Origin of the sequence: Gordonia prachuapensis, from assembly GCF_036350515.1 — a bacterium.
In the GTDB taxonomy this organism is placed as follows: Bacteria; Actinomycetota; Actinomycetes; order Mycobacteriales; family Mycobacteriaceae; genus Gordonia; species Gordonia prachuapensis.
Genome location: NZ_JAZDUE010000001.1, coordinates 282303 through 305182, shown reverse-complemented (window position 1 = coordinate 305182; position 22880 = coordinate 282303). Strand labels below are relative to the sequence as shown.

Annotated in this window: 23 protein-coding genes; 15 read left to right on the top strand and 8 right to left on the bottom strand. The window is 65.8% G+C overall.

Annotated elements, in window-relative coordinates; translation table 11 throughout:
- The first annotated feature begins 194 nt into the window (after positions 1-194).
- The 7 genes from V1Y59_RS01295 to V1Y59_RS01265 all read left to right on the top strand — a co-directional run bounded on the left by V1Y59_RS01295 (position 195) and on the right by V1Y59_RS01265 (position 6696).
- Positions 195-1082, top strand: a complete 888-nt coding sequence (locus V1Y59_RS01295) for a fructose bisphosphate aldolase (RefSeq protein ID WP_330503018.1) — start codon at positions 195-197, stop codon at positions 1080-1082.
- A gap of 68 nt (positions 1083-1150) precedes the next feature.
- Positions 1151-1375 (top strand): hypothetical protein, encoded by a 225-nt coding sequence (locus V1Y59_RS01290; protein WP_330503017.1) that lies wholly within the window; start codon positions 1151-1153, stop codon positions 1373-1375.
- Between the two features lie 64 nt (positions 1376-1439).
- On the top strand, positions 1440-2603 hold the full coding sequence (locus V1Y59_RS01285) for a GTP-binding protein (RefSeq protein ID WP_330503016.1): 1164 nt from the start codon (positions 1440-1442) through the stop codon (positions 2601-2603).
- A complete protein-coding gene (locus V1Y59_RS01280) occupies positions 2600-3733 on the top strand; it encodes a hypothetical protein (RefSeq protein WP_330503015.1) in 1134 nt (377 codons plus the stop codon). Before V1Y59_RS01285 ends, V1Y59_RS01280 begins: the two co-directional genes overlap by 4 nt.
- Before the next feature lie 24 nt (positions 3734-3757).
- Positions 3758-5104, top strand: coding sequence for a dihydroorotase (locus tag V1Y59_RS01275; RefSeq protein ID WP_330503014.1), 1347 nt, complete (start codon positions 3758-3760; stop codon positions 5102-5104).
- 171 nt (positions 5105-5275) lie between these two features.
- A complete protein-coding gene (locus tag V1Y59_RS01270) occupies positions 5276-5641 on the top strand; it encodes a hypothetical protein (protein ID WP_330503013.1) in 366 nt (121 codons plus the stop codon).
- 131 nt (positions 5642-5772) lie between these two features.
- Positions 5773-6696: an enoyl-CoA hydratase/isomerase family protein gene (locus tag V1Y59_RS01265; protein WP_330503012.1), complete on the top strand. Its 924-nt coding sequence runs from the start codon at positions 5773-5775 to the stop codon at positions 6694-6696.
- 54 nt (positions 6697-6750) lie between these two features.
- Here V1Y59_RS01265 and V1Y59_RS01260 read toward each other — a convergent pair whose 3' ends face one another.
- Genes V1Y59_RS01260 through V1Y59_RS01250 form a run of 3 tightly spaced genes read right to left on the bottom strand, consistent with a single transcriptional unit; the run spans position 6751 to position 8513 of the window.
- Complete coding sequence (locus V1Y59_RS01260; RefSeq protein WP_330503011.1) at positions 6751-7464, bottom strand: cation efflux transmembrane domain-containing protein; 714 nt, start codon at positions 7462-7464, stop codon at positions 6751-6753.
- A complete protein-coding gene (locus V1Y59_RS01255) occupies positions 7464-7796 on the bottom strand; it encodes an ArsR/SmtB family transcription factor (RefSeq protein WP_330503010.1) in 333 nt (110 codons plus the stop codon). The genes V1Y59_RS01260 and V1Y59_RS01255 overlap by 1 nt, the downstream gene beginning before the upstream one ends.
- Positions 7797-7844: 48 nt before the next feature.
- Entirely contained in the window at positions 7845-8513 is a 669-nt protein-coding gene (locus V1Y59_RS01250; RefSeq protein ID WP_330503009.1) for a metal ABC transporter ATP-binding protein, read from the bottom strand.
- Positions 8514-8559: 46 nt separating this feature from the next.
- Between V1Y59_RS01250 and aztB the strand changes: the two genes are divergently transcribed.
- The 7 genes from aztB (at position 8560) to V1Y59_RS01215 (ending at position 17285) form a co-directional block, all read left to right on the top strand.
- On the top strand, positions 8560-9453 hold the full coding sequence (gene aztB, locus V1Y59_RS01245; protein WP_330503008.1) for a zinc ABC transporter permease AztB: 894 nt from the start codon (positions 8560-8562) through the stop codon (positions 9451-9453).
- Positions 9432-10631: a hypothetical protein gene (locus V1Y59_RS01240; RefSeq protein WP_330503007.1), complete on the top strand. Its 1200-nt coding sequence runs from the start codon at positions 9432-9434 to the stop codon at positions 10629-10631. Before aztB ends, V1Y59_RS01240 begins: the two co-directional genes overlap by 22 nt.
- On the top strand, positions 10628-11548 hold the full coding sequence (gene aztC, locus V1Y59_RS01235; RefSeq protein WP_330503006.1) for a zinc ABC transporter substrate-binding protein AztC: 921 nt from the start codon (positions 10628-10630) through the stop codon (positions 11546-11548). Before V1Y59_RS01240 ends, aztC begins: the two co-directional genes overlap by 4 nt.
- Before the next feature lie 43 nt (positions 11549-11591).
- Positions 11592-12803 (top strand): zinc metallochaperone AztD, encoded by a 1212-nt coding sequence (gene aztD, locus V1Y59_RS01230; RefSeq protein WP_330503005.1) that lies wholly within the window; start codon positions 11592-11594, stop codon positions 12801-12803.
- Between the two features lie 157 nt (positions 12804-12960).
- A complete protein-coding gene (locus V1Y59_RS01225; protein ID WP_330503004.1) occupies positions 12961-14856 on the top strand; it encodes an ABC transporter ATP-binding protein in 1896 nt (631 codons plus the stop codon).
- Positions 14853-16613 carry an ABC transporter ATP-binding protein gene (locus V1Y59_RS01220; RefSeq protein WP_330503003.1) on the top strand — a complete coding sequence of 587 codons (1761 nt, stop codon included), beginning with the start codon at positions 14853-14855 and terminating at the stop codon, positions 16611-16613. The genes V1Y59_RS01225 and V1Y59_RS01220 overlap by 4 nt, the downstream gene beginning before the upstream one ends.
- A gap of 9 nt (positions 16614-16622) precedes the next feature.
- The gene (locus tag V1Y59_RS01215) at positions 16623-17285 is read left to right on the top strand and encodes a TetR/AcrR family transcriptional regulator (RefSeq protein WP_330503002.1); all 663 of its coding nucleotides are present in this window, start codon (positions 16623-16625) and stop codon (positions 17283-17285) included.
- Between the two features lie 30 nt (positions 17286-17315).
- Here V1Y59_RS01215 and V1Y59_RS01210 read toward each other — a convergent pair whose 3' ends face one another.
- Entirely contained in the window at positions 17316-18146 is an 831-nt protein-coding gene (locus tag V1Y59_RS01210; RefSeq protein WP_330503001.1) for a class I SAM-dependent methyltransferase, read from the bottom strand.
- A gap of 107 nt (positions 18147-18253) precedes the next feature.
- Here V1Y59_RS01210 and V1Y59_RS01205 point away from each other — a divergent pair, with 107 nt between their 5' ends.
- Complete coding sequence (locus V1Y59_RS01205) at positions 18254-19222, top strand: LysR family transcriptional regulator (protein WP_330503000.1); 969 nt, start codon at positions 18254-18256, stop codon at positions 19220-19222.
- Between the two features lie 12 nt (positions 19223-19234).
- On the opposite strand, the gene V1Y59_RS01200 is transcribed toward V1Y59_RS01205, so the two are convergent.
- From V1Y59_RS01200 to V1Y59_RS01185, 4 genes are read right to left on the bottom strand one after another with little or no spacing between them, the layout of a single operon-like run.
- Positions 19235-20449 carry a vWA domain-containing protein gene (locus V1Y59_RS01200; RefSeq protein ID WP_330502999.1) on the bottom strand — a complete coding sequence of 405 codons (1215 nt, stop codon included), beginning with the start codon at positions 20447-20449 and terminating at the stop codon, positions 19235-19237.
- Between the two features lie 4 nt (positions 20450-20453).
- The gene (locus V1Y59_RS01195) at positions 20454-21335 is read right to left on the bottom strand and encodes an AAA family ATPase (RefSeq protein ID WP_330502998.1); all 882 of its coding nucleotides are present in this window, start codon (positions 21333-21335) and stop codon (positions 20454-20456) included.
- On the bottom strand, positions 21332-21934 hold the full coding sequence (locus V1Y59_RS01190; RefSeq protein ID WP_330502997.1) for a nucleotidyltransferase family protein: 603 nt from the start codon (positions 21932-21934) through the stop codon (positions 21332-21334). Before V1Y59_RS01190 ends, V1Y59_RS01195 begins: the two co-directional genes overlap by 4 nt.
- Positions 21931-22857 carry an XdhC family protein gene (locus V1Y59_RS01185; RefSeq protein WP_330503229.1) on the bottom strand — a complete coding sequence of 309 codons (927 nt, stop codon included), beginning with the start codon at positions 22855-22857 and terminating at the stop codon, positions 21931-21933. Before V1Y59_RS01185 ends, V1Y59_RS01190 begins: the two co-directional genes overlap by 4 nt.
- Positions 22858-22880 lie beyond the last annotated feature (23 nt).

Below are 22880 nucleotides of genomic sequence, written 5' to 3'. Positions count from 1 at the left end.
TGCGATGGGGCATGACGTCGCCAGGGTCTGTGGACGATTCGTCAAGTAGCTGCCAGAGCGCTCTGCATCGATGACCGGCACACACGGTCACCATCGGACCGCCTCGTTCGTTGTCGACCTCCATGCCACAAATGGTAATCATTCTCGTTTAGGATGTGGAAGGCACCCATCGACGACACACACGGAGGCAGACCATGCCCGCGATCGATCAGCTCACCCGTTTCGAAACCGGCCAGGGATTCATCGCCGCACTCGACCAGAGCGGTGGAAGCACCCCCAAAGCGTTGCGCGACTATGGGATCGCCGACGACCGATACTCCACCGACGAGGAGATGTTCGACCTCATCAACGCCGCACGAACCCGAATCGTCCTCAGCCCGTCCTTCGACAGCTCGCGGATTCTGGCCGCGATTCTGTTCCAGGGCACGCTGGACCGACAGATCGATGGGACGGAGTTCGCACGGTATCTCTGGGAGAAGAAGCAGATCGTCCCGATTCTCAAGATCGACAAGGGCCTGCTCGAGGAGCAGGACGGGGTACAGCTCATGAAGGACATTCCCGGACTCGAGCAGACCCTCGCCGACGCACACGGACGCGGCGTGTTCGGGACCAAGGAACGCTCAGTCATCCACTCGGCGAACGCGGACGGGATCAAGCGGGTGGTCGCCCAGCAGTTCGAGGTCGCCTCGACGGTCCTGGCCGCCGACATGGTTCCCATTCTCGAACCCGAGGTGAGCATCAAGGCGCCGGACAAGGTCGAGGCCGAGGAGCAACTGAAGGCCGAGCTGCTGAACGGGCTTCAGGAGCTCGGGGATGTCAAGGTGTCGATCAAGATCACCATCCCCACCGTCGACGACTTCTACGCAGACCTGATCGCCCATCCCAAGGTTGCGCGGGTCGTGGCGCTGTCCGGCGGCTACTCCCGCGACGACGCCTGCGCACGGCTCGCGAGGAATCCCGGCCTCATCGCGAGTTTCAGTCGCGCACTTCTCGACGGTCTGACCGATCAGCAGGATGACGCGGAGTTCGATCGCACCCTCAACGACTCGATCGAGGTCATCTACCGCGCATCGGTCGACTGAGCGAGACCATGGCGACCAACGGAGGTTCCTGGGTCACTGATACCCAATTTCGGTGTATCGATACAGGTTTGAGAATCCTGACGACGTGGTCCCACGCGGAATACGATTCGGAGGAGGCACTTGCCCGCGCGGTGCGCGATCAACGCGACCCCGACGAGGCCGCGGTCGGATTGGCGACGGTGTCGCGCCTGTTGGCGATCGAGTTGGCCGCGGCTTCGGGCCGGAGTGAGCGAGCCGTGATCGGCGACCTCGAAGCGATGATCCGGTCACTGCAGGGACCCCGGCCCAGGTAGTAACTTGCCAAATCGGCAAGATCCCTGGCGTGCGACGCTTAATGAGAATCGTTACCATTAAGGTATGCACAGCCCGAACTCATCGCGCGTACCCGTCACCGTCCTGTCCGGCTTCCTGGGCGCCGGCAAGACGACCCTGCTCAATCACATCCTCTCCAATCGAGGCGGTATACGTGTCGCCGTCATCGTCAACGACATGAGCGAGGTCAACATCGACGCTCAGCTCGTCGATGGACCGATGGCGGGGTCCGCGCATCTGGACCGGACCGAGGAGAAACTCGTCGAACTCACCAATGGGTGCATCTGCTGCACATTGCGGGAGGATCTGGTGGAGTCCGTCGCCCGGCTTGCTCGCGAGGGGCGCTTCGATCACATCGTCATCGAGTCCACCGGCATCTCGGAACCGATGCCGGTGGCGGCGACGTTCGATTGGGAGTTCACCGATGGATTCTCGTTGGCGACCGTCGCGAAGCTGGACACGATGGTGACCGTGGTCGACGCTGCGACGTTCCTGTCCGAGCTGGCCAAGGGCGAGCGATTGGGCGACCGTGACCTGGAGGCCGGCGAGGGAGACGTGCGATCGATCGCCGACCTCCTCGTCGACCAGGTGGAGTTCGCCGACATCATCGTGCTGACCAAGACCGACCTGGTCCCCGAAAAGCTTGCGGGTGCCACCGAAGCGACCTTGCGGCGGCTCAACCCGCACGTCGAAATCGTTCGTGTGGTCAACGGCGAGATCGACATCACCAAGGTGCTGGGTACCGGACTGTTCGACGTGACGGCCGCCCGCCGCGTTGCCGGGTACGAGGAGGAGTTGGCCGGCGGGCACACCCCGGAGACCGAGGAGTACGGGATCAGCAGCACCGTCTTTCGCTCGGACCGACCGTTCCATCCGCAGCGGCTGCACGAAGCACTGGAGGGCTTGCGAGGGCTGCTCCGGAGCAAAGGCTTCTGCTGGGTGGCGAGCCGGCCTGATACGGCGGCCGTCTGGTCGCAGGCAGGTCCCAATCTGATGATCGAACCCGCGGCTGCGTGGTCGGCCACCGAAGTCCCGCCGGGACAAGAAGTGGTGCTCATCGGCGTGAAGCTCGACAAGTGGGCGCCGAAGGAACTGCTCTCCCGCGCGCTCCTCACCGATGACGAATTGGCGGCGGGACCCGCAGCCTGGGTTGGCTACCCCGATCCCCTGCCGCGCTGGGCTCCGGTCCACGCCCACTCGCACGCGTGAGTCCGGTCAGCAAGAAACGTCGGCCCAAGAAAAAGCGCGGGACCGACACCCGGCAGCGCCGCCACGACCCCGTCGACGACCACATCAGGGCACTCGGACACGCCATGCGCGCGCTGCGCGGTGAGGTCGATCCTCTCAGAAGCGAAGCGTATGCCTCTCAACTCGTTTCCGCGCTGACCACTCGGGACGAGCACGATGAGGACGAAGCGGTGGTGCTCGGGTTCCTGGACACGCTGGCCGACCAGAACGGGCCGGACTACCTGGCATTGGCGAGGGCGATGTCGGCCGTGGCTCCAACAGCCCGCTCCCGGCACGCCGCGGCCCAGGCCGCAGAGCTGATCAGCGGACGGGGCGCCACCGAGCCGAGCTGGAATGCGTACCTGGGTCGAGCGTCCCCGCTCGACACGTATGAGTACGCCGATGTCTTCGGCGACGAATCCACCGTGATGTGCACCTTTACCGGCCCCGAGGAACCGCACGCGCTCGTCGGCTTCGTCAACCTCTCGCACCGCGGCGGCTTCTTCACTGACATCGTGCTGACCACCTCGATCGACAAAGCGATCGCCGGATTCGAACGCTACGCCGCGGAGTCGAACGGGCTGGCGCGGTTCGACTCGGTGCCCTCGTCTGCAGCCTCGGCGGTTCTGGCGCCCGCGCTGACGGAGAGTTACCGCTGCGTGGACGTTCCCGAAGGTGTGCGGGAATTGCGTGCCCTCCTCGGCGCACGGCTCGCAACGCTCAAACGCTCGGAACTCGGCATGTCGGCGAATCATCGGACAGGGGACAATCCGCAGACCGATGATGCGATGGCCGTCCTCATCGCCGACGCCCCACGTATCCAGGCTGCCGTCCTGCAGGCATGGCGAGACTTCGGCGACGAGTACGACGCCGGGCGGACTGCGCGCCTGAGTCCGTCGAAGATCCGCGCGTTCGCGCAGACGGTCGCGGTCTCGGATTCCGATGCCGCCGCCGCGCTGCGAAGCGTCCTCGCCCTACAAGATCAGTGGTCGGTGACCCGGATGTCGCCCCAGGTCCGAGCGATCGTGGAAGCCGTGATCGACGAGACGTTCCCGGCGCCGTCCGGTTTCTCCGTGGACACGAGTTGGATCGACGAACTATCTGAACCATGACGCGAAGTGAGGAGTCACAACCACGTGGGCGACTGGCTGATCCGGAACGCACGACTGGTCAACGAGGGGCGCAGCTGGGACGGTGATCTGCGCGTGCGCGGCGAGCGCATCGAGACCATCGGCTCCGACCTGACCGCGCGACCGCACGATCGCGTTGTCGATGCCGACGGTGCGTGGTTGTTACCCGGTGTCATCGATGACCAGGTTCACTTCCGTGAGCCGGGTCTCGAGCACAAGGCGACCATCGCCACCGAGTCCCGGGCTGCGGTCGCCGGCGGCATCACCAGTTTCATGGAGATGCCGAACACAACGCCGCCAACGACCTCACTGGAAGCGGTCGCCGACAAATACTCTCGGGCGCAGCGTAGTTCGTTGGCGAACTTCGCCTTCTACCTCGGCGCCACCAATGACAACATCGAGGCGATCCGGCGATTCACGCACCAACACGGTTGTGGCGTCAAAGTATTCATGGGTGCGTCCACGGGCAACATGCTCGTCGATGACCCTGCGATCCTGGAACTCGTCTTCCGGGATGCCAACACCTTGATCATCACGCACTGCGAGGACACTCCCACCGTCGAGGCCAACCTGGCGCGCGACAAAGAGCAGTTCGGCGACGACATCGATGCCTCGCGTCATCCTCATATCCGTGATGCCGCGGCGTGCATCACGTCGACCCGCCTCGCCATGGACCTCGCACTGCGCCACGACGCGCGTCTGCATGTACTGCATATTTCGACAGCCGACGAACTCGGCCTGTTCGACCGGCACACCCCGCTTGAACGCAAGCGCATCACCGCCGAAACCTGCGTCCACTTCCTGCATTTCGACGCCGACGACTACACTCGGCTCGGCAACAGGATCAAATGCAACCCGTCGATCAAGTTCCCGCGAGATCGCCGGGAGCTCATCGCCGCGCTCGACGACGGCACCCTCGATGTGCTGGCCACCGACCATGCGCCGCACACTCTCGACGAGAAGGCGGCACCGTACCTCGCGGCGCCCGCGGGGCTGCCTCTCGTGCAGCATTTCCTTCCGGTGGCACTCGAGCGAGTCCTCGACGGCGAGATCTCGATCGAGACCCTGGTCCAGCGGGCCTGCCATGCGCCGGCAACGCTGTTCGGCATTTCCGACCGCGGCTACCTGAGGGAAGGCAGCTTCGCTGACCTGGTTTTGGTCAATCCACGCAAGTCTGCGCGCATCGAACAGGAGCAGTTGCTGGCCAAGTGCGGATGGTCGCCCTTCGAAGGCGAGACATTTCGCAGCACTGTGCAGTCCACGTGGGTCAACGGGCACCGCGCGTGGTACGATGGAGCACTGGACGATTCAGTTCTCGGCCAACGCCTGACGATCGGTCGCGGCCGTGACTAGTACGTACCACCTCACCCTCGCTTGCGACCTGCACCGCGCTGTCGCCACTCCGGTGACGTACTATCGACAACGAATGTCAGCACTGGGTGCCGTGTCCGCATCATCGGTCCGCCAGCGCATCGGTGCCGGTGAGCTCGATGACGTCCCTCGCCCGAGCCGAGGAGCCGACGCGTGAATGCCCTGGTCATAATCGCCGTCGCGCTGTTGGCGTTGGGTACCGGACTGTCCGGATTGGACGTGTGGACAACCGACAGGCGGGGTCGGGGCCTACTGCGCACCGCACAGCTGATGTGGTGTGCGGCAGGGCTCCTGGCGATGGTCGTGATGGCGCCGAGTCTGTCCGGACTCTTGCGTGCCGACGAAACGGAGTCGATCGGCGACCTGATCCGAATGGCACTGCTCGGCGGCGTTGTCGCGATCGGCAGCGGCCTGCTGCTCGCGATGTACGGATTCCCGTTCGGTTCCCGACGAGATATGACCGAACCGGTTGACGGCCACCAGCGCGATCCGCGCTTCGATGAATACGAACAGCCGTGAGCGCGACTGCGAATGGCGTCCGTGTAGGAGACGAACTCGTGCGCTGATCCGGTTCCCAACGATTGATGATCTATTGGAAACCGTTACCAACAAATGTATGGTCCATACGCACGGGATGCGGGGTGTCCCACGTGTGTATCGACCGGTGGTTGTGTGATGGAAGGACGATCATGGCACGAAGGACGCGATTCAGCGAGTACGAGAATCGTTATGCCAACTACAGATTCGAGCTCACCGAAGACGGCATCCTACTCATGCAGTGCCACACGAACGGTGGCAGCCTGGTGTGGGACTGGCAGGCTCATGACGACATGTCGGACGCCTTCGCCGACATCGCGGGTGATCGCGAGATCAAAGTGCTGATCCATACCGGAACCGGCGACAACTACAACGCCAACTGGGGCCGGCTGCCCAACGGTGAATTGCCTCCCGAGCCCATCTATCAGGCCATGCCGGGGGCGAAGGGCCTCCACAAGCTGGACGAGAAGGCCTGGTACGCGCGTCAGACGATCACCAACATCCTCGATGTCGACGTTCCGATGATCAGCGCCGTGAACGGTCCCTGCAACATGCACTCCGAGGTTCCTCTACTCGGCGACATCATGCTGGCCAGCGAGGACGCCTACTTTCAAGACGCGTCACATTTTCCACGTGGTCAAGTGCCCGGCGACGGACAGCATGTCATCTGGAGCTTCCTCGCCGGCCACACGAGGGCGCGATACTTTCTGCTGACCGGCAAGAAACTCGACGCCCACGAAGCGAAGGAGTGGGGTGTCGTCAACGAAGTCCTCCCCAAGGCGCAAGTGCTCGATCGCGCATGGGAGTTGGCGCGTGAACTGGTCAAGCGCCCGCCGCTGACGTTGCGATACACGCGTCAACTGTTCACCAATCCGCTCAAGCGCGCCTTCGTCGACGAGCTGGGACACGGCCTGGGCAGAGAGACCTACGCGCAGCAGGCGTTTTTCCCGTTCGGTGGCGAAATGGAACCCCTCGATCGCCCGTGGGACCAACAACCATGGTCCCCGCGGAACGAAGTCGCAACGGGCGCAGAGTGAACGAGTACGCTCGCCTCGATCGCACGGGCCAGCGGAAGGTGGCGCGAGAACGAGTCAGTCGTCGCAGCAGTCACAGTCATCGGCCGTGACGTCGCGGCCGATGGCCGGCGCACAGCATGCGTCGCCCTTCCATGCATTGACGCCCTCGCGGACCGCGATACCGGCGATCACCAGCGCCGCAATCGGATCGGCCCACGACCACCCGAGCAGACTGTTGAGCAACAGTCCGACAAGCAACACTGCCGAGAGGTAGGCGCACAGCAGCGTCTGTTTGGAATCAGCGACCGCCGTGAGGGATCCGAGCTCGCGCCCGGTGCGACGCTCCGCCCACGACAGCACCGGCATCACGGCCACGCTCGCCGCGGCCAACGCGATCCCGATCGACGAATGCTGGGCCTCATCACCGAAACCGAGGAGCGCGAGAATCGAGTCGGTGCTCACGTAGAGCGCCAGAGCAAAGAAGGAGAAGGCGATGATCCGCAGCGTGATCTTCTCCCGCCGCTCCGGATTACCACCGGCGAACTGCCAGGCCACCGCCGCCGCCGACGACACCTCGATCACCGAGTCGAGGCCGAATCCGATGAGCGCACCCGACGACACCCGCGCCCCCTCGGTGAGTGCGATCACCGCCTCGATCACGTTGTAGGTGATCGTGATCGCGACGAACCACTGAATCCGGCGCTGCAGCAGCTGCCGACGCTCAGCGCTGATTTTCGGACTGCTCGTCGTCCGGCTGCCCGCTGACGGCATCCCCAGTTCCGACGCCATCAGCAGCAGTCCTCGTCAGCGGCATTGTCACAGCAGGCCGGGTCCACCGCCAGAACGAGCCCGAGCAGGTCGTCGAGCGCGTGCGCAATTCGCTGATCGGCCAGTTCATATCGCGTGCGGCGCCCTTCCGGTACCGCAACCACCAAACCGCAACCACGTAGACAGCTCAGGTGATTCGACAGCGACTGCCGCGTGACGCCGATCGACTCGGCCAACTCGGACGGGTAGGCCCCGCCGGTCCGCAGGCGGAGCAGCACCTGTGTACGCGTGGAATCCGACAACGCGTAGCCGAACCTCGTCAACGCATCGCGGACAGCGACCACTGTTTCCATAAGGTCGGACAGTACACGCAATTCTGGATACAGAAAACTCTGTACCGATCAGACGATGGAAGGCTCCGCATCCCGAGGCGCGCGCGTGGATGCCTCAGCGCGAATCGCGATGCGACCCAGGTTGATCACCTGGTCGGCGAAAGCGATCTCGTCACCGTCATGGGTCGCCATGAGAACGGCCTTGCCGGCATCCGCTTTCTCACGGAGCAGGGCGAACAGCAGTTGCCTGCCGGCTGTGTCGAGCGCGGCGGAGGGTTCGTCGAGCAGGTAGAGATCTGCGGGCTGGACCATCGTCTGCGCGATCATCGTGCGCTGACGCTGACCACCGGACAGGTCCCGCATCCGCGCGTCACGATACTTCGCCATGCCCACCCGCTCGATCATCTCGTCGGCGGCCCGACGGTTGGCGGCGCCGAACGGTCGCCACGGCGGCAGCTGCCCATACATGCCGATCCGCACGCAATCTCGAACGGTCAACGGCAATCCGTCGATGTGTTCGGTGCGTTGCGCCAGTAGTGCGGGCCGCGACGGGACCGGCGAGATCGCCCCGGCGTCTGCCCGGATCACACCGGCGCACAGATTCAGCAACGTTGATTTGCCCGAGCCGTTGCCGCCGATCACCGCGGTCACCGCGCCGGCGGGGATCGTCGCATCGAAATCATCGAAGACCGGCGTCCTGCCATGACCGAAGCCCAGCCCTCGTACTGCGTACTCCACCAACCCCTCGCCCTTCCTGAAATCGACAACCATTACCATCATACGAGTGCTGACGACCTTGTTCGACCCACTGACCGTGGGCTTCGTCCAGCGGGCACTCTGGGGCGGCATCATCCTCTCCGCGCTGTGCGCGCTCGTCGGCGTCTGGGTGATCGCCCGGGGGTTGACCTTTCTCGGCGAGGCGATGGGGCACGCGATGCTGCCCGGCGTCGCGATCGCCTCCCTGCTCGGCATCGAACTCGTCGTCGGCGCGGCGGCCAGTGCGGTGGTGATGGTCCTCGGCGTGGAAGCCATTCGCTCACACAAGGATTTCGGTCGGGATACCTCGATCGGGTTGTTGCTGGTCGGCCTGCTGGCGGTCGGCGTCATCATCGTGTCGTACTCGTCGTCATTCGCGACCGACCTCACCGCGTTCCTGTTCGGAGACGTTCTCGCCATCGACGGAGCCGACCTTCTCCAGTTGGCGGTCCTCACCGCCCTGGTTCTGCTGGTGAATATGGTGTTCTACCGGTCGTTCCTGGCGGTGACCTTCGACGAGCGGAAGGCACGGACCCTCGGCGTGCACCCCGTATTAACCAACATGCTGATGGTGCTCACCCTGGCCGTCGCCATGGCGGGCGCCTTCAGCGTGGTCGGCACGCTGCTGGCGTTCGGGATGCTGGTGGCGCCGTCGGCCACGGCACTGCTCATCGTGCGCCGGGTGCCGGTCGCGATGGTGGTCGCCTTCGCTTTCGGCTCACTGTCCACCTTCATCGGCCTGCTCATCTCGTGGCACGCCTCCACGGCAGGCGGCGCAACCATCGCGACCACCGCCGTGTCCCTGTTCTTTCTCACGCTGACCATCCGAACCATCCGACGGGCATTGAACCGGTCGGATGCCGACGGTCGTGACCCTGACACCGGAAAGGAAATACCTCAGTGCGCAGTCGAAACCAGATAGCGGCCGTCGCCCTCACCGCCGTCGTCGGTCTCACCGCCGCGGCATGCGGAAGTGACGACGGCGGGGCGACGGAGTCCTCGGGCGAGGCAACCCCCCACGGGTACGTCGAGGGCGCGCAAGAGATGCCGGAGGCGCAGATCTCGTTGGCCTACACCGCCGATGGAGGCAACCGACTCCACCTTCTCGACGTGGCCACCGAGGAGAGCGCGGCCACCGATCTCTCCGTCGAGGCCGGACAACTCTTCGAGGACGGACGCTTCGTCTACGCCGCCAACGGCAACCGACTCGAGGTGATCGACAGCGGTGGGTGGACGGTCGACCACACCGAGCACGTCCACTACTACCGGGCTCCCGTGAAGAACCTGGGCGTTCTGGATGCGCAGGCTCCGATCACGTCGGTGGCCGGATTCGGCACGGTGATGGCCGTCGGATCGCAGGATGGCGACGTCCTCGTGGTCGATCGCAAGGCCATGGAGTCCGGTGAGCTCGACGAGGTCGGCACTCTGGACACCAACAGCACCTCCGGTTTCGCGGTGCCCTACCAGGACGGTCTCGTGCTGGCGCGGGGTTCCGATCCGCAGCAGCCGGCGGACACATTGGTCTACGCCGACACCGAAGGCAGTTCGCTGGGCACCGAGCAGCCATGCCAGGACCCACAAGGCTGGGCGATCCTGCGGAATGTCGTGGCCGTCTCGTGCGCGCAGGGTGTCGCGCTGTTCACCGAGAGCGGCGACGTGGTGAGCAGCGAGTTCCTCGAATACGGAAACCGCGGACCGCGCGCCGGCGACATCACCTTCCGCCCGCGGAGCAACTATGCTGCCGCGTCGACGCCGGGCGGGGTGTGGACCATCAACTCATCTGCCCGCACACTCGACTGGACGCCGTCGGCCGACCCGGTGGCCACCGCGGTGGCCCCTGGCAAGGACGAGACAATGCTCGCGCTCACCGACGCGGATTCCCTGCGAACCCTCACCATCGGCACCGGAGAGCAGCTCGCGGCCGCCGACCAGGCCGGCACCACCGAGGCGTCGACACTGACCATCGACACCAGCCGGGCATATCTGTCGGCACCGGCGACCAGCCAGATATTCGAGATCGACTACGCCGATGCACTTCGTACCGCACGCACCTTCGTCACCGACGGCGCGCCGAATCTGATGGTGGAGGTCGGACGATGACGAGTCCGAAACGCTATGTTCTCGCTGCGATCCTCGCGATGGTCGCGGCCGTCGCCGCCACCGGATGCGGCACCGAATCCGACGAACGCCCACAGGTTGTCGCCACCACCAACATCCTCGGTGACGTGGTGAACGAGCTCGTCGGCGATCAGGCCGACGTGACCACGCTGATGAAGCCCAACGCTGACCCGCATTCGTTCGGCATCTCCGCGAGCGAGGCGAACACCATGCGCACGTCCGGTCTGATCGTCTACAACGGCCTCGGCCTTGAAGAAGGCATCCAGCAGCATGTCGACGCCGCCGAGGCGGACGGTGTGCCCACGCTCGAGGTCGCCGCGCAGGCTCGCCCGCTGCCCTATGCGACCGGCGACGCCGAGGGTTCGATGGACCCGCACTTCTGGACCGACCCCACACGTATGACCGATGCGACCCAGGCGATCTCGCAGGCGTTGTCCGAGGTCGAAGGCATTGACCAGCAGCAACTTCAGGCATCCACCGACGCTTATCTCGCGGAACTCGACGAGCTCGACCAATCGATGGAAAGCCAGTTCGCTGCCATCCCACCCGATAAGCGCAAGCTGGTCACGAATCATCACGTCTTCGGCTATCTCGCCGATCGATACGACTTCGAGGTGATCGGTGCGATCATCCCGAGCGGGACGACACTGGCCTCGCCCAGCAGTTCCGATCTCGCCTCCCTGGCCACCGCGATCCGCGAATCGAATGTTCCCGCCGTCTTCGTCGACACCTCCCGGCCGGATCGCCTGGCGCAGGCGCTCGCGAACGAGACGGGCGCGCAGATCGAGATCGTGCCGTTGTACTCGGAATCACTCGACCAGCCGGGCACGGAAGCCGACACCTACGTGAAGATGATGCAGACCAACGCATCTCGGATCAGCTCCGCCCTGACGCCCTGACCCCGCTTCCTGACAGCGCGCGACCCTGTGTACTCTCTGAGAAATGACAACCATTTCCATTAGAGACCACAAAGTGCGTCGGCTGAGTACGCTCGTCGCACTCACCGCGTCAACGGCGCTCGCACTGAGCGCATGCTCGAGCGGCGACGATTCCGATACGCCGGCGTCCTCCGAGGCCGCTGCCGACGTCACCATCACCGAGCCGGTCGCCGTGACCTATGACGGCGGTGTGGCACTGCTCGACGGCGAGAGCCTGGAACCGATCCAGCAGGTCGAGATGGACGGATTTCTCCGGGTCAACCCCGCCGGCGACGACAACCACGTGATGGTCTCGACCGACAACGGGTTCAGTGTTCTCGATGCCACCCATGCCTCCCTCACCGACGTGAGCTTCGACGGATCCGAACCGGGCCACGTCGTGCTGCACGGCGGCAAGACGGTGCTGTACTTCGACGGGGACGGCCGGGCAGTCAGTTTCGATCCCCACGAGCTCGCCGAAGGTGAGCCGCAGAACCGCGAATACACCAGCGCCGAACCACATCACGGCGTCGCGGTGGAGCTCGCCGACGGAACGATGATCTCGTCGGTCGGCAACGAAGAGACCCGGTCCGGCGCCCGCGCCGTCGACGCGGACGGCAACGAGATCGCCACCAGCAGCGAGTGCCCCGGCATCCACGGCGAGGCCGTCGCCGCCGACGAGGTCGTCGGGTTCGGTTGCCAGGACGGCGTTCTGCTGTTCAAGGACGGCGAGTTCGTGAAGGTTCCCGGCAGCAACCCGGAGTATGCCTACACCGGCACGCAAGCGGGGAGCGAGGCCTCGCCGATCCTGCTCGGTGACTACAAGGTCGATCCCGATGCCGAGCGCGAGTTCCCCACCCAGTTCGCGCTGGTCGACACCGTGACCGAACAGCAGCGGGTCGTCCCGATGCCCGAGGGTGTCAGCTACAGCTTCCGGTCCCTGGGTCGCGGCCCCGACGGTGAGGCACTCATCCTCGGAACCGACGGGCAGTTGCACGTCATCGATCCGGCCACAGGTGCGTTCACGCAGTCGATCCCGGTCGTCGACGAGTGGCAGGAACCGATGGACTGGCAGGACCCACGTCCGGCGATCTTCGTTCGCGAAGCGACTGTGTACGTGACGGATCCGGCCACCAACTCCATCAAGTCTGTCGACATCGCCAGCGGCGAGGTCAGCCCCGCCACCTCACTCGACTTCACCCCGAACGAGATCAGCGGAACCCTGCACGAGCACTGACCGACAACGACATTCACGGGCCGGCGACCTCGAGGTCGCCGGCCCGTGGTGATCGTAGGTCGTCATCAGTCGCCTCACCCCCTTGTCCATGCCCCCAACGCACCTTAAAGTGAACCTCATTCACAAATAAGTATGGCGACCCTAACTAGGACTGCACATGACGACAACAGCGTCTGCACACGCCGCCCCATCCGATGCCACCGAACCGGATCCGGACACGGCCCAAGCGATGAAAGCGCAACAGAAAGCCGGCGCACGGGCACTCAAGGACCTGATGAGACCGGTGTCGGCGCAACTCACCATCGGCCGGATTCTCGCGGTCGTCTCCGGCATCCTCGCGGTGTTCCCGTACGTCGCGCTGGTCAACATCGGCGTTGTCCTCCTGGACGCCTACAACGCCGGCGTCGCGGTGGATTCGGACGAGGTCGGACGCTGGATTCGCATCTTGGTCATCACTTTTGCGCTTCGCCTGCTCATCTACTTCGTCGCATTGCTGATCACTCATTTCGCCGACGTCAAACTCGGGCACGTCATCCAGGTGCGCCTGGTGAAGCGGTTCGCTCGAGTGCCACTCGCCTGGTTCACCTCCACCAACTCCGGACGCGTCCGAAAAGGCCTGCAGGACGACATCGGCACCATCCACCAGCTCATCGCCCATCAGCCGGTCGACGCGACCAATGCCGTCGCCATGCCGGTGGCGCTGATGATCTACGCCTTCATCATCGATTGGCGGCTGGGCCTCCTCACGATCGCGACGATCCCGCTGTACGTCGCCGCCATGGGACTGTCCATGCGCGACATGGGAGAGAAGACCGCCGAGATGGACCAGCGACTGTCGACCGTGTCGGCGCGGATGGTCGAGTTCGTGACCGGCATATCGGTGGTCAAAGCGTTCGGGCGGGTGGGACGAGCCCACAGCAGCTATCAGGCAGCGGCCGACGACTTCTACGACTTCTACACGGACTGGGTCAAACCACTGATCCGAATCTCCGCGCTGGGAACATCGATCCTCGCAGTACCACTGGTGCTGCTCATCAACATCGGCGTCGGTTCGATCCTCGTCGACAACGGTTCGGTGACCACTGCCGATGTCCTCGCCACCTCGCTCATCGCGTTGCTGATCCCCTACGCACTCGAAACACTGATGAACTCGATGTGGTCCCAGCAGATGGCCGGCGGTGCCGCACTGCGACTCGTCGACCTGGTGAACACCCCCACCCTGCCGGGCAACGACGATCGCCAGGGGGACGAGGAGGGAGATGAACCCCGTTCGCACGACGTGAGGTTCGACTGCGTCAGCTACTCCTACGGCTCCGGACCCGACGCGGTCCTCGCAGTGGACGACGTCAGTTTCACGCTTGCCCAGGGCAGCGTGACAGCACTCATCGGTCCCTCGGGTTCCGGCAAGTCCACGATCGCCACCCTGCTCGCCCGTTTCGACGATCCACTCTCGGGCGAGATCACCATCGGCGGCGTATCGATCGCAGCGCTGACCGACCTGTACTCCCATGTGGGTTTCGTCCTGCAGGACCCGCAGCTGCTGGGCATCAGCATCCGCGACAACATCGCGCTCGGCCGACCGGATGCCACCGACGACGACATCCGCACAGCTGCCACCGCAGCTCGCATTCTCGACGAGATCGAATCACTGCCAAGCGGATTCGACACGATCTACGGCACCGACGCCGGATTGTCCGGCGGTCAGGCGCAACGCATTGCCATCGCCCGCGCCCTGCTCGTCGACGCACCCATCCTCATCCTGGACGAGGCCACGGCGCTGACCGATCCGGAGTCCGAACATCAGATCCAGCAAGCGCTCTCGACCCTTGCGCAGGGCCGCACGGTCCTCGTCATCGCCCATCGTCCCGAGGTCATCAAGGGGGTGGATCAGATCGTGGTGATCAACGGCGGCCGGGTGACGGCCACGGGCACTCACGACGAGTTGCGTGACAACCCCGATTACGCACGCCTGTGGCGCGACACCGGCGCCGACAAACGCCTGCCCGATACCCACCCGTCCGTTCGCGGCGATGCCGAAGGAGTTCAGCGATGACGACGCTCCCCCTCGTGGACATCGTCCCCCGTATGCAGCGCATGGTCTCTCATCCGGAGAACATGCGGCCGGCGATCGCTGGGAGCGTGATCGTGGGCGCGGTCGAAGGTCTGGCACTGGCAGCCTTGCTTCCCACCATCACCGCGTTGGCGCAGGGCACGTCGGTGTGGGGACTGGGCTTTGCCGGTTGGCTGTGGGTCCTGGGCATCCTGGCGGTGGCCGGCTTCGGCCTGAACTACTTTGCCGATCGATCTAATTACGCTGTCGCCCTGGACTTCCTGCGGAGCCTGCACCGACTGGTGGGTGACCAGGTCGCGAAGCAGCCCCTCGGATGGTTTGCCCGACCACTGGCCGGCGCACTGTCCCGCATGGTGTCGACCGAGCTCATGTCGGCCGGCGAGATCTTCGCGCACATGTTCGGGCCGCTGGTCTCGCGGACCACGTCGGCGGTCATCATCATCGTCGCCGCCTGGTTCTGGGACCCGGCTCTCGGCGCCATCCTCACCATCGCCGTGCCGGTGTTCGTACTGATCACGTTGGCGTCCACCGCACTGATGCGCAAAGGCCGGTCGATCCACGAACCGAAAGAAGTCGTGCTGGCCAACCGGGTCGTGGAGTACGCCCAGAGCCAGGGAGCGATTCGTTCCTGCGGACGCAGTGATGACTATCGGCCGCTGAGCCGTGCAATGGACGACGCATACGCCGCGAAGAGCAAAGGCCTGTGGATCGAGACGGTCGGCCTGCTGCTCAGCGGCATGGTGACCCAGGGTGTGATCGTCATCCTCATCACCGTCACCGGGTCATTGGCCGTGGACGGCTCCCTGGAACCGATTCCGGCGCTGGCCTTCATCGGTCTGGCGTTGCGGTTCACCTCCACCCTGCAGGCCATCACCACCAGCGCGATGGCACTGGAATCGCGTCGCCCGCTGCTCGACGGCCTCGACGACGTCCTCACGGCCGAAGCGCTGCCCGAACCGACAACGGCCACCACCCTGCCCGCGCCGGGCAGCGTGGAACTCGATGACGTCACCTTCGCGTACTCGGCCGCCGGGCCACCGGCCCTGCGCAACGTGTCGCTGACGGTGCCGGCCGGCTCCATGGTGGCTCTGGTGGGTCCGTCCGGTGGTGGGAAGACCACCGTCGCCCGAGTCATCTCCCGCTTCTACGACGTCGACAGCGGACGCGTCCTGGTCGGCGGGTTGCCGGTCACCGAACAGACGACCGAACAGCTGATGAGCCAGCTGTCGATGGTGTTCCAGGACGTCTATCTCTTCGACGACACGCTGAAAGCCAACGTCCGGGTCGGGCGGTCCGACGCCACCGAGGATGAGATCCTGGCGGCATCCGACCTCGCTGGTGTCACCGAGATCGCCCACCGACTTCCGGACGGGTGGGACACCCAGGTCGGAGAAGGCGGCCGTGGACTCTCCGGCGGCGAACGTCAGCGCGTGGCGATCGCGCGAGCCCTGCTGAAGAAGGCGCCCATCGTCCTGCTCGACGAGGCGACATCCGCCCTCGACATCGAGAACGAGGCGAACATCGTCGCTGCGATCGAGAAGCTGCGTCAGGAGTCGACCGTGATCATCATCGCCCATCGACTGGCGACGATCGCCGGCGCCGACACGATCATCGCGCTCGACGCCGACGGCCGCGTCGAGGCCCAGGGCACGCACGAGGAGCTACTCGCGGGCGGCGGCACGTATGCACAGTTCTGGCGTCGTCTGGAGAGTGCGCAGGGCTGGCAGCTGACGAATTAGTGTTGAGGCATGAGTTCTGTCGACGTCGATGGTGGGTCCGCGGCGAGATCCGTGGGCAAGAAGGCCGGCCGCAAACCGGCCTTCACCTCCGATGACGTCATCGATGCCGCACTCGCCGAGGGGTTGGATCGCTTCACGCTCTCCGCTGTCGCCCAACGGCTCGGCGTGGTGACCACGGCGATCTACCGCCTGTTCGCGTCTCGTGAGGCACTGGTGGTCGCCTGCCTGGACCGTGCCGCCGCCACCATCCGTCTGCCCGAGCGCGGCGCGGACTGGCGAGTGGTCCTCCGTCTGTTCGCCGACGAGTGCTGGCGAGTCTGTGAGGACTTCCCCGGATTGAGCCGCGTCGTCTATGACTACGCACCCGCGTTCACCCGTATCGAGGATGTCCTGACCGAGTACGCGCGGTGTCTCGCGGTGCACGACAAGACCGAGGGCCAGGCGATGTTCGCGCTCGATTTCGTCGGCGACACCGTCTTCGCCTGCCACATGGGTGTCGAGTCGTGGCGCAACGTCGACGACAGTGGCGCAAGCGGTTTCGACCAGGTGAAGGCTGTGGTCGGCAGCGGGTCCATCATCGAGCCACGGGAGTCGTGGCGGGAGCGAGGAGTGGTCGACGTCAAGGTCGATTTCATTCTCGCCGGTCTGGAACATCGCTGGCCGGAGATCTGACGGCGACGGGGCAGTTTCAGGTCTTCGAGGTCAGGGCCGCCGCGCGGTCGCGATCAGGGTGTCGCACTTGACCTCGGACATGCCGTCGTCGGCAAGTCGACGGAGGAACACGTCACGTAGGTCGGCGACGGTCTGTGGCTCCATACCGAGCAGGGCACCGCGCATCCCGCTACCCAGCACCATCGACCAGGAGAACTCGTCGGTGCGCGGCACCCGCAACGTCAGCACCGACGCCGACGCGTCGACCGCACCGACAGATCCGAGCCATCCGGTGATCTTCTCTACCGTGTCGATCCGGGTGATGGGATGGGGCGGGCCGTCCGACTGGTCACGCGGCGACGGCGGCAGCTCTTCACCCGTCATCCGCGCCACCTCGGTGTAAAAGGTTCCCACGAAGTCGTACAGCGCGTCGTCGTGCCAGACCGCGAAACCCAGTCGCCCACCGGGGCGCAGCAAGGTCAGGAGTCGACGCACGGTGTCATCCATGTCGGGGAGGAAGAACACCCCGAAGCCACAGATCAAGGCATCGAAACCGCCGTCGTCGCGGCCCGGCAGAGCGGTCACGTCGTCGACGCGGAAGTCGATGTTGCGCAAGCCCGCCGCATCGGCGGCCGCACGCGCACGGCCGATCAGATCGGCCGCGAAGTCGACGGCCACCACTGAGCCCTCCGGTCCGACGACCCGGGCGGCGGCCAACGCGCTAGCGCCGGTGCCGGCGCACACGTCGAGGACCCGATCACCGGCCGACAGCCCGACCTCGGCGACGAGTGCCTCACCGGCAGGTCCCCACACCGACGGTGTGACAGTGTCGAAGTCCGGGCTGGTGGAATTGAAGATGTCCGCAAGTGACGGTCCGGTCATGCCCGCAATCTAGTCATATTGGCAACGATTTTCGAGAGCGATCGGTTTCCGCCGCAGCACCGCGGAATCCCGGAATCGACTTCACCGCCTCAAATACCATGGGCTCCATGACCTCGGCCCAGTTGCGCGCCTTCGTCGCGGTTGTGCGGACCGGGTCGGTCAAGGAGGCGGCCGCGGAGCTCGGCCTGACCGAGCAGGCGGTGTCCATGCACGTCGCGCAGCTCCGCAAGAGTCTGGGCGATCAGCTCTTTCGCCGGACGCACTCGGGGCTGGCCTTCACTCCCGGCGGATTGCGACTCGCAGCACGTGCGGTGGAAATACTCGGGTTGCAGGATCAGACGATCAGCGAGGTCGAGGCCGCCGCGGGTGGTCGGCGCACGATCCGGCTGGCGGCGTCGAGCCTGTTCGCCGAACACGCCGCCGGCGGTCTGATCGACTTGTTCACCAAGCGTGCGAAGGACCTCGAGGTCGAGTTGACGGTCCAGCCACCAGACCGGTTCGCCTCCCTGCTCGCCGCCCGAGCGGTCGATGTCGCCATCGGCCCGGCCCCACTCGAGTCGGAGATGGCACCGCCCGGTCCCGCCCTGGCCGTCAAGGAGTTCCTGAGCTACGACGTGGAGGTCATGGCCGCGCCGTCCCACCCGCTCGCCGACCGGCGCGTGAGCCCGGAGGAACTCGCCCGAACACCCTGGAATCTCGGCCCATCCGCAGCCGGCAGCCGAGGCGCGATACCGGAGATGCTGTCCCGCCTCGGAGTCGCCGAAGACTGCCAGCGCATCTTCCAGAGCGATGCGGCCGCATGGGAGGAGACCCAACGCGGCACCGGCCTCACATTGGCCCTGACGTTCGCGGTGAACTCCGACCTACGTACCGAACGGCTCACCCGGGTGACCGGAACCGGGGTGCATCGCCGCGAGACCTGGAGCTCGATGACCCTCGCGCACGATCCCACGAGCACGGCGGGCGAGCTCATGCGGTTCGTCGCGACTCCCAAGGCGATGCAGGCGATGCTGCGCGGATCGGGCGTGCCGGTGAAGAACTTTCGGCCGGCCGTCTATGTCACGCTGTGGAACTGAGGCGATTCGCGATCATCTCCGGCGTAGCTCGGTGATGGCGGTGACCACGTCCGCCAGATCGTGGACGGTGGCGGCGGGCACCATGCGATCGCAGTACGGCAGGGCGGCGGCCATCCCACCGACCAGGGGTTCGTATCCCTCCTCGCCGGCCCGCGGGTTGAGCCAGAGCACCGCGAATGCGCGCCGCGCGATGCGCGCCATCGCCCTGTCCATCCGCGCCGGATCATCGGAATCCCAGCCGTCGGAAGCGATCACGCAGATAGATCCGCGCAAGGTCTGGGCATGCCGCGAGGCAACCAGCGCATCGAGGCTGGCCGCGATCCTGGTGCCGCCGAACCGGTCCACCACCTTGGCCCCGGCTTCCTCGATCGCGTCGTCGATCGACGACCTGGCCAGGATCGGCGTCATCCGGGTCAGTCCGGTGCCGAATGCGAAGGTCTCCCCGCGTCCACGGCGCGACAGGGCTCGCATCACGTGCAGATACGCGCGCGTGTAGGCCTGCACGGATTGCGACACGTCGCAGATCATCACGACGCGTCGGTCACGGGGCGTCGGTCCCTTGTAGACCACATCGGCGACCTCCCAGCCGGTGTGGCGCGAGCGCGCCAGAGTCCGGCGCAGGTCGATACGCCGACCGTCGGCGAGTGGTCGCTCACGACGGCCCCGGCGCCGCGGCCAAGCGGCGATCGCGCTGTCCAGCCAGGCCTCGACCTGGCGGAGTTGATCGGGGTCAAGCCGATCGAACGGAAGTCGGGAGATCGACTCGATCGAGCTCGGCCTCGGGATCCAGACCGGCGCGCCGGCCTCGTCGTCGACGGTATCCCCGTCGGCCGACATCCGGGGCAAGGTCGCCCACGGCAGATCCTCCGATGCGGCCGCGGCACCGCCCCGGGCGCCGGTCGCCGCATGCTCGAGACGTCCGCGTGGAGCAGACGCCGAGCCGCGCATCGCGACCGGATCGAGAGAGAACACCGCATCGTCGAATACCGCGGCGAACACCGCGTCGAAAGTTCGGAGATCGGATCGTCTGCACACCAGCGTGATTCGCGCACACCAGTACAGCGTTCGCCGGTCGGACACCCGGCCGCGAGGTAACTCGCCGAGAGCGCGGCAGAACACCGCCGCATCGGAATGGCCGACGGGCACACCCGCGGTGCGGAGACGATCGGTGAATCCGGCGGCGAACGCGGCGCGATCCACCCGGCCCAGAACCGGTGCGCCGGTCACGGCGTCACCGCACGTCCCCGCTCTCGAGCGCGCCCACCAGGGTGTCCCGATCGTCGGGGGTCTTGACCAGCGTGCCGAGCGTCGGTGCGACGGCGTCCGGGACAAGTTCGGCGACTCCGAGAGTGATGAGAGCCGACACCCAGTCGATCGCCTCGGCGATGCCCGGCGGTTTGTCCAGGTCGAGTCCGCGGACCCGGCCGACGAACACCGACGCGTCAGCGATCAGACTGTCGGGTGCGCCCGGCACGGTCCGGCGCAGGATCGCGGCCACCTGTGCTGCGCCGGGATAGGCGATCCAGTGATACAGGCAGCGACGCCGCAGAGCCTCGTGCAGTTCGCGGCTGCGGTTGGAGGTGAGCACGACCAGCGGACGCCGATCGGCCCGAATCGTGCCGATCTCGGGGATGGTGACCGCACCCTCACCGAGGAACTCGAACAGCAGCGCCTCGAATTCGTCGTCGGCACGGTCGATCTCGTCGATCAACAACACCGGCGGTCGCGGCCCACGATGACGGATCGCCGCCAGCAGGGGGCGTTCGGACAGGTACTCGGGCGCGTAGAGGTCGGCGTCGGCGAGTGCGTGACCACGGGTCTCGGACATCTTGATGGCCAGGAGTTGACGCTGATAGTTCCATTCGTACAGGGCATCGTGCGCCGCGAGGCCCTCGTAGCACTGCAGGCGGATCAGATCGGTGTCCAGAACTGTCGCGAGCGCCGTGGCGGCCGACGTCTTGCCCACGCCCGGTTCACCTTCCAGCAGGATCGGCATCCCCATCGATGTCGCAAGGAACAGCGCGGTCGCCAGTCCCTCGTCGGCGAGATAGTCGACGGCATCGAGATCCCGCGTGACCTGCTCGGGCGATTCGAACAGCCGGGCACCGCTCATCGCAGACGCACCTCGGCGGACCGCTCGACAAGCCTGCGGTAGTCCTCTTCGGTGTCGACATCGAGTGGGGTGTCCTCGTCGATGTCGACGGTGACGAGCGCGGGACCGGCCGCGTCGATGAGCTTCCAGACCCCTTTGTCGCCATGCAATTGCTCGATGTCGGGAATGATGCTGCGCCCCAGCCAGAACGGATGGCCGAGACCGTCGCGATAGCGGACGGCACCGAGGCGCGTTCCGGGTGCCGCGGCCAGCAATTCCCGAACCGCTGTCCGGCTGATCCCGGGCTGATCGCCCAGGAGCAGCACGGCGCCGTCGGCGGCGGGGTCGAGGACTCCGACCGCCCGCCGAATCGACGACGAGCAGCCCGATCGATGAACATCGTTGCGCACCACGGTGACACCACGCAGATCCACCTGCTCGACGATGTCGTCGGCGAACGCGCCGAGGGTGACGATAATCTGGTCGAACCCCTGGTTCCGCACGGTGTCGAGCGTCGCACCCAGCAACCTCGTCCCCGCATAGGGCAGCAACTGTTTCGGACGCCCCAGGCGACGGGATCCGCCTGCCGCGAGCACCACGGCGCACACCGGTGCGGTCATCGGGCTGCCTGCAGACCACCGGCGGAACGGGCGATGAAGGTGTCGCGGCATCCCTTACAGCAGAACCAATGTCGGCCGGTGTCGTCGACGTGCTCCGGGGTGTCGTCGGCGACGAGGATGGTCATCCCGCAGATCGGGTCGATCTCCCGCCGCGCCGCCGCGCCCGACCCGGCGATCCCGTCACGGCGGACGGCGGCCACCAACTCCGCGAACACCGACAGCGCAATCTCGGCCGGGGTGCGGGCACCGATGTCGAGGCCGACCGGCGTGTGCACGCGTTCGCGCTCTGCGGTCGTCAGACCCATCGCGTCCAGCACCGCGGCGCCACGCTTCCGACTGGCCACCAACCCGACGAACGGGACGCCGGAATCCAAAGCCCGGCGGATCATCCCGCTCTCGTCTCCACCATGGGTCGCGACGATCGCGGCGACCGCACCCCCGAACCCATCACGATCCGCAACCTCGAGCTCATCGACACCCACCTGGGCGATGTCGAAACCGAGCAGCCGCCCCTGGTCGACGACGGCCCGGGCGATGGGTGTCTCCCCGACGACGTGGACGACCGGCGGTGGTAGCACCGGCTCGATGAATATCTCCAGGGCCCCGCCGGACAGGCACGGATTGACCGCCACTCGCGCGCCGGGTGCCTCGGGGTAGGGCTCGGCGTCGCCCGGCAGAATCCGCAGCAGGACCCCTTGCCCCTCGGTGATCGCGTCGACGGCGGCGAGGCGCACCGACTCCGCCGCACATTGGCCGCCGGCGAAGCCATCCATGCGGCCATCGGCGGTCACCAGCGCATGATCACCCGGATGCGCCGACGTCGGCTGCGCAGCGCGCACCACGGTTGCGTGCGCGAACGGAATCCGTTGTCCCGCGTAGTCGGCGGCCAACTCGGCCAGCGATCTCCGATCGTCGGGTGTCATCATCGGTTCCTCTCGTCGCAGTT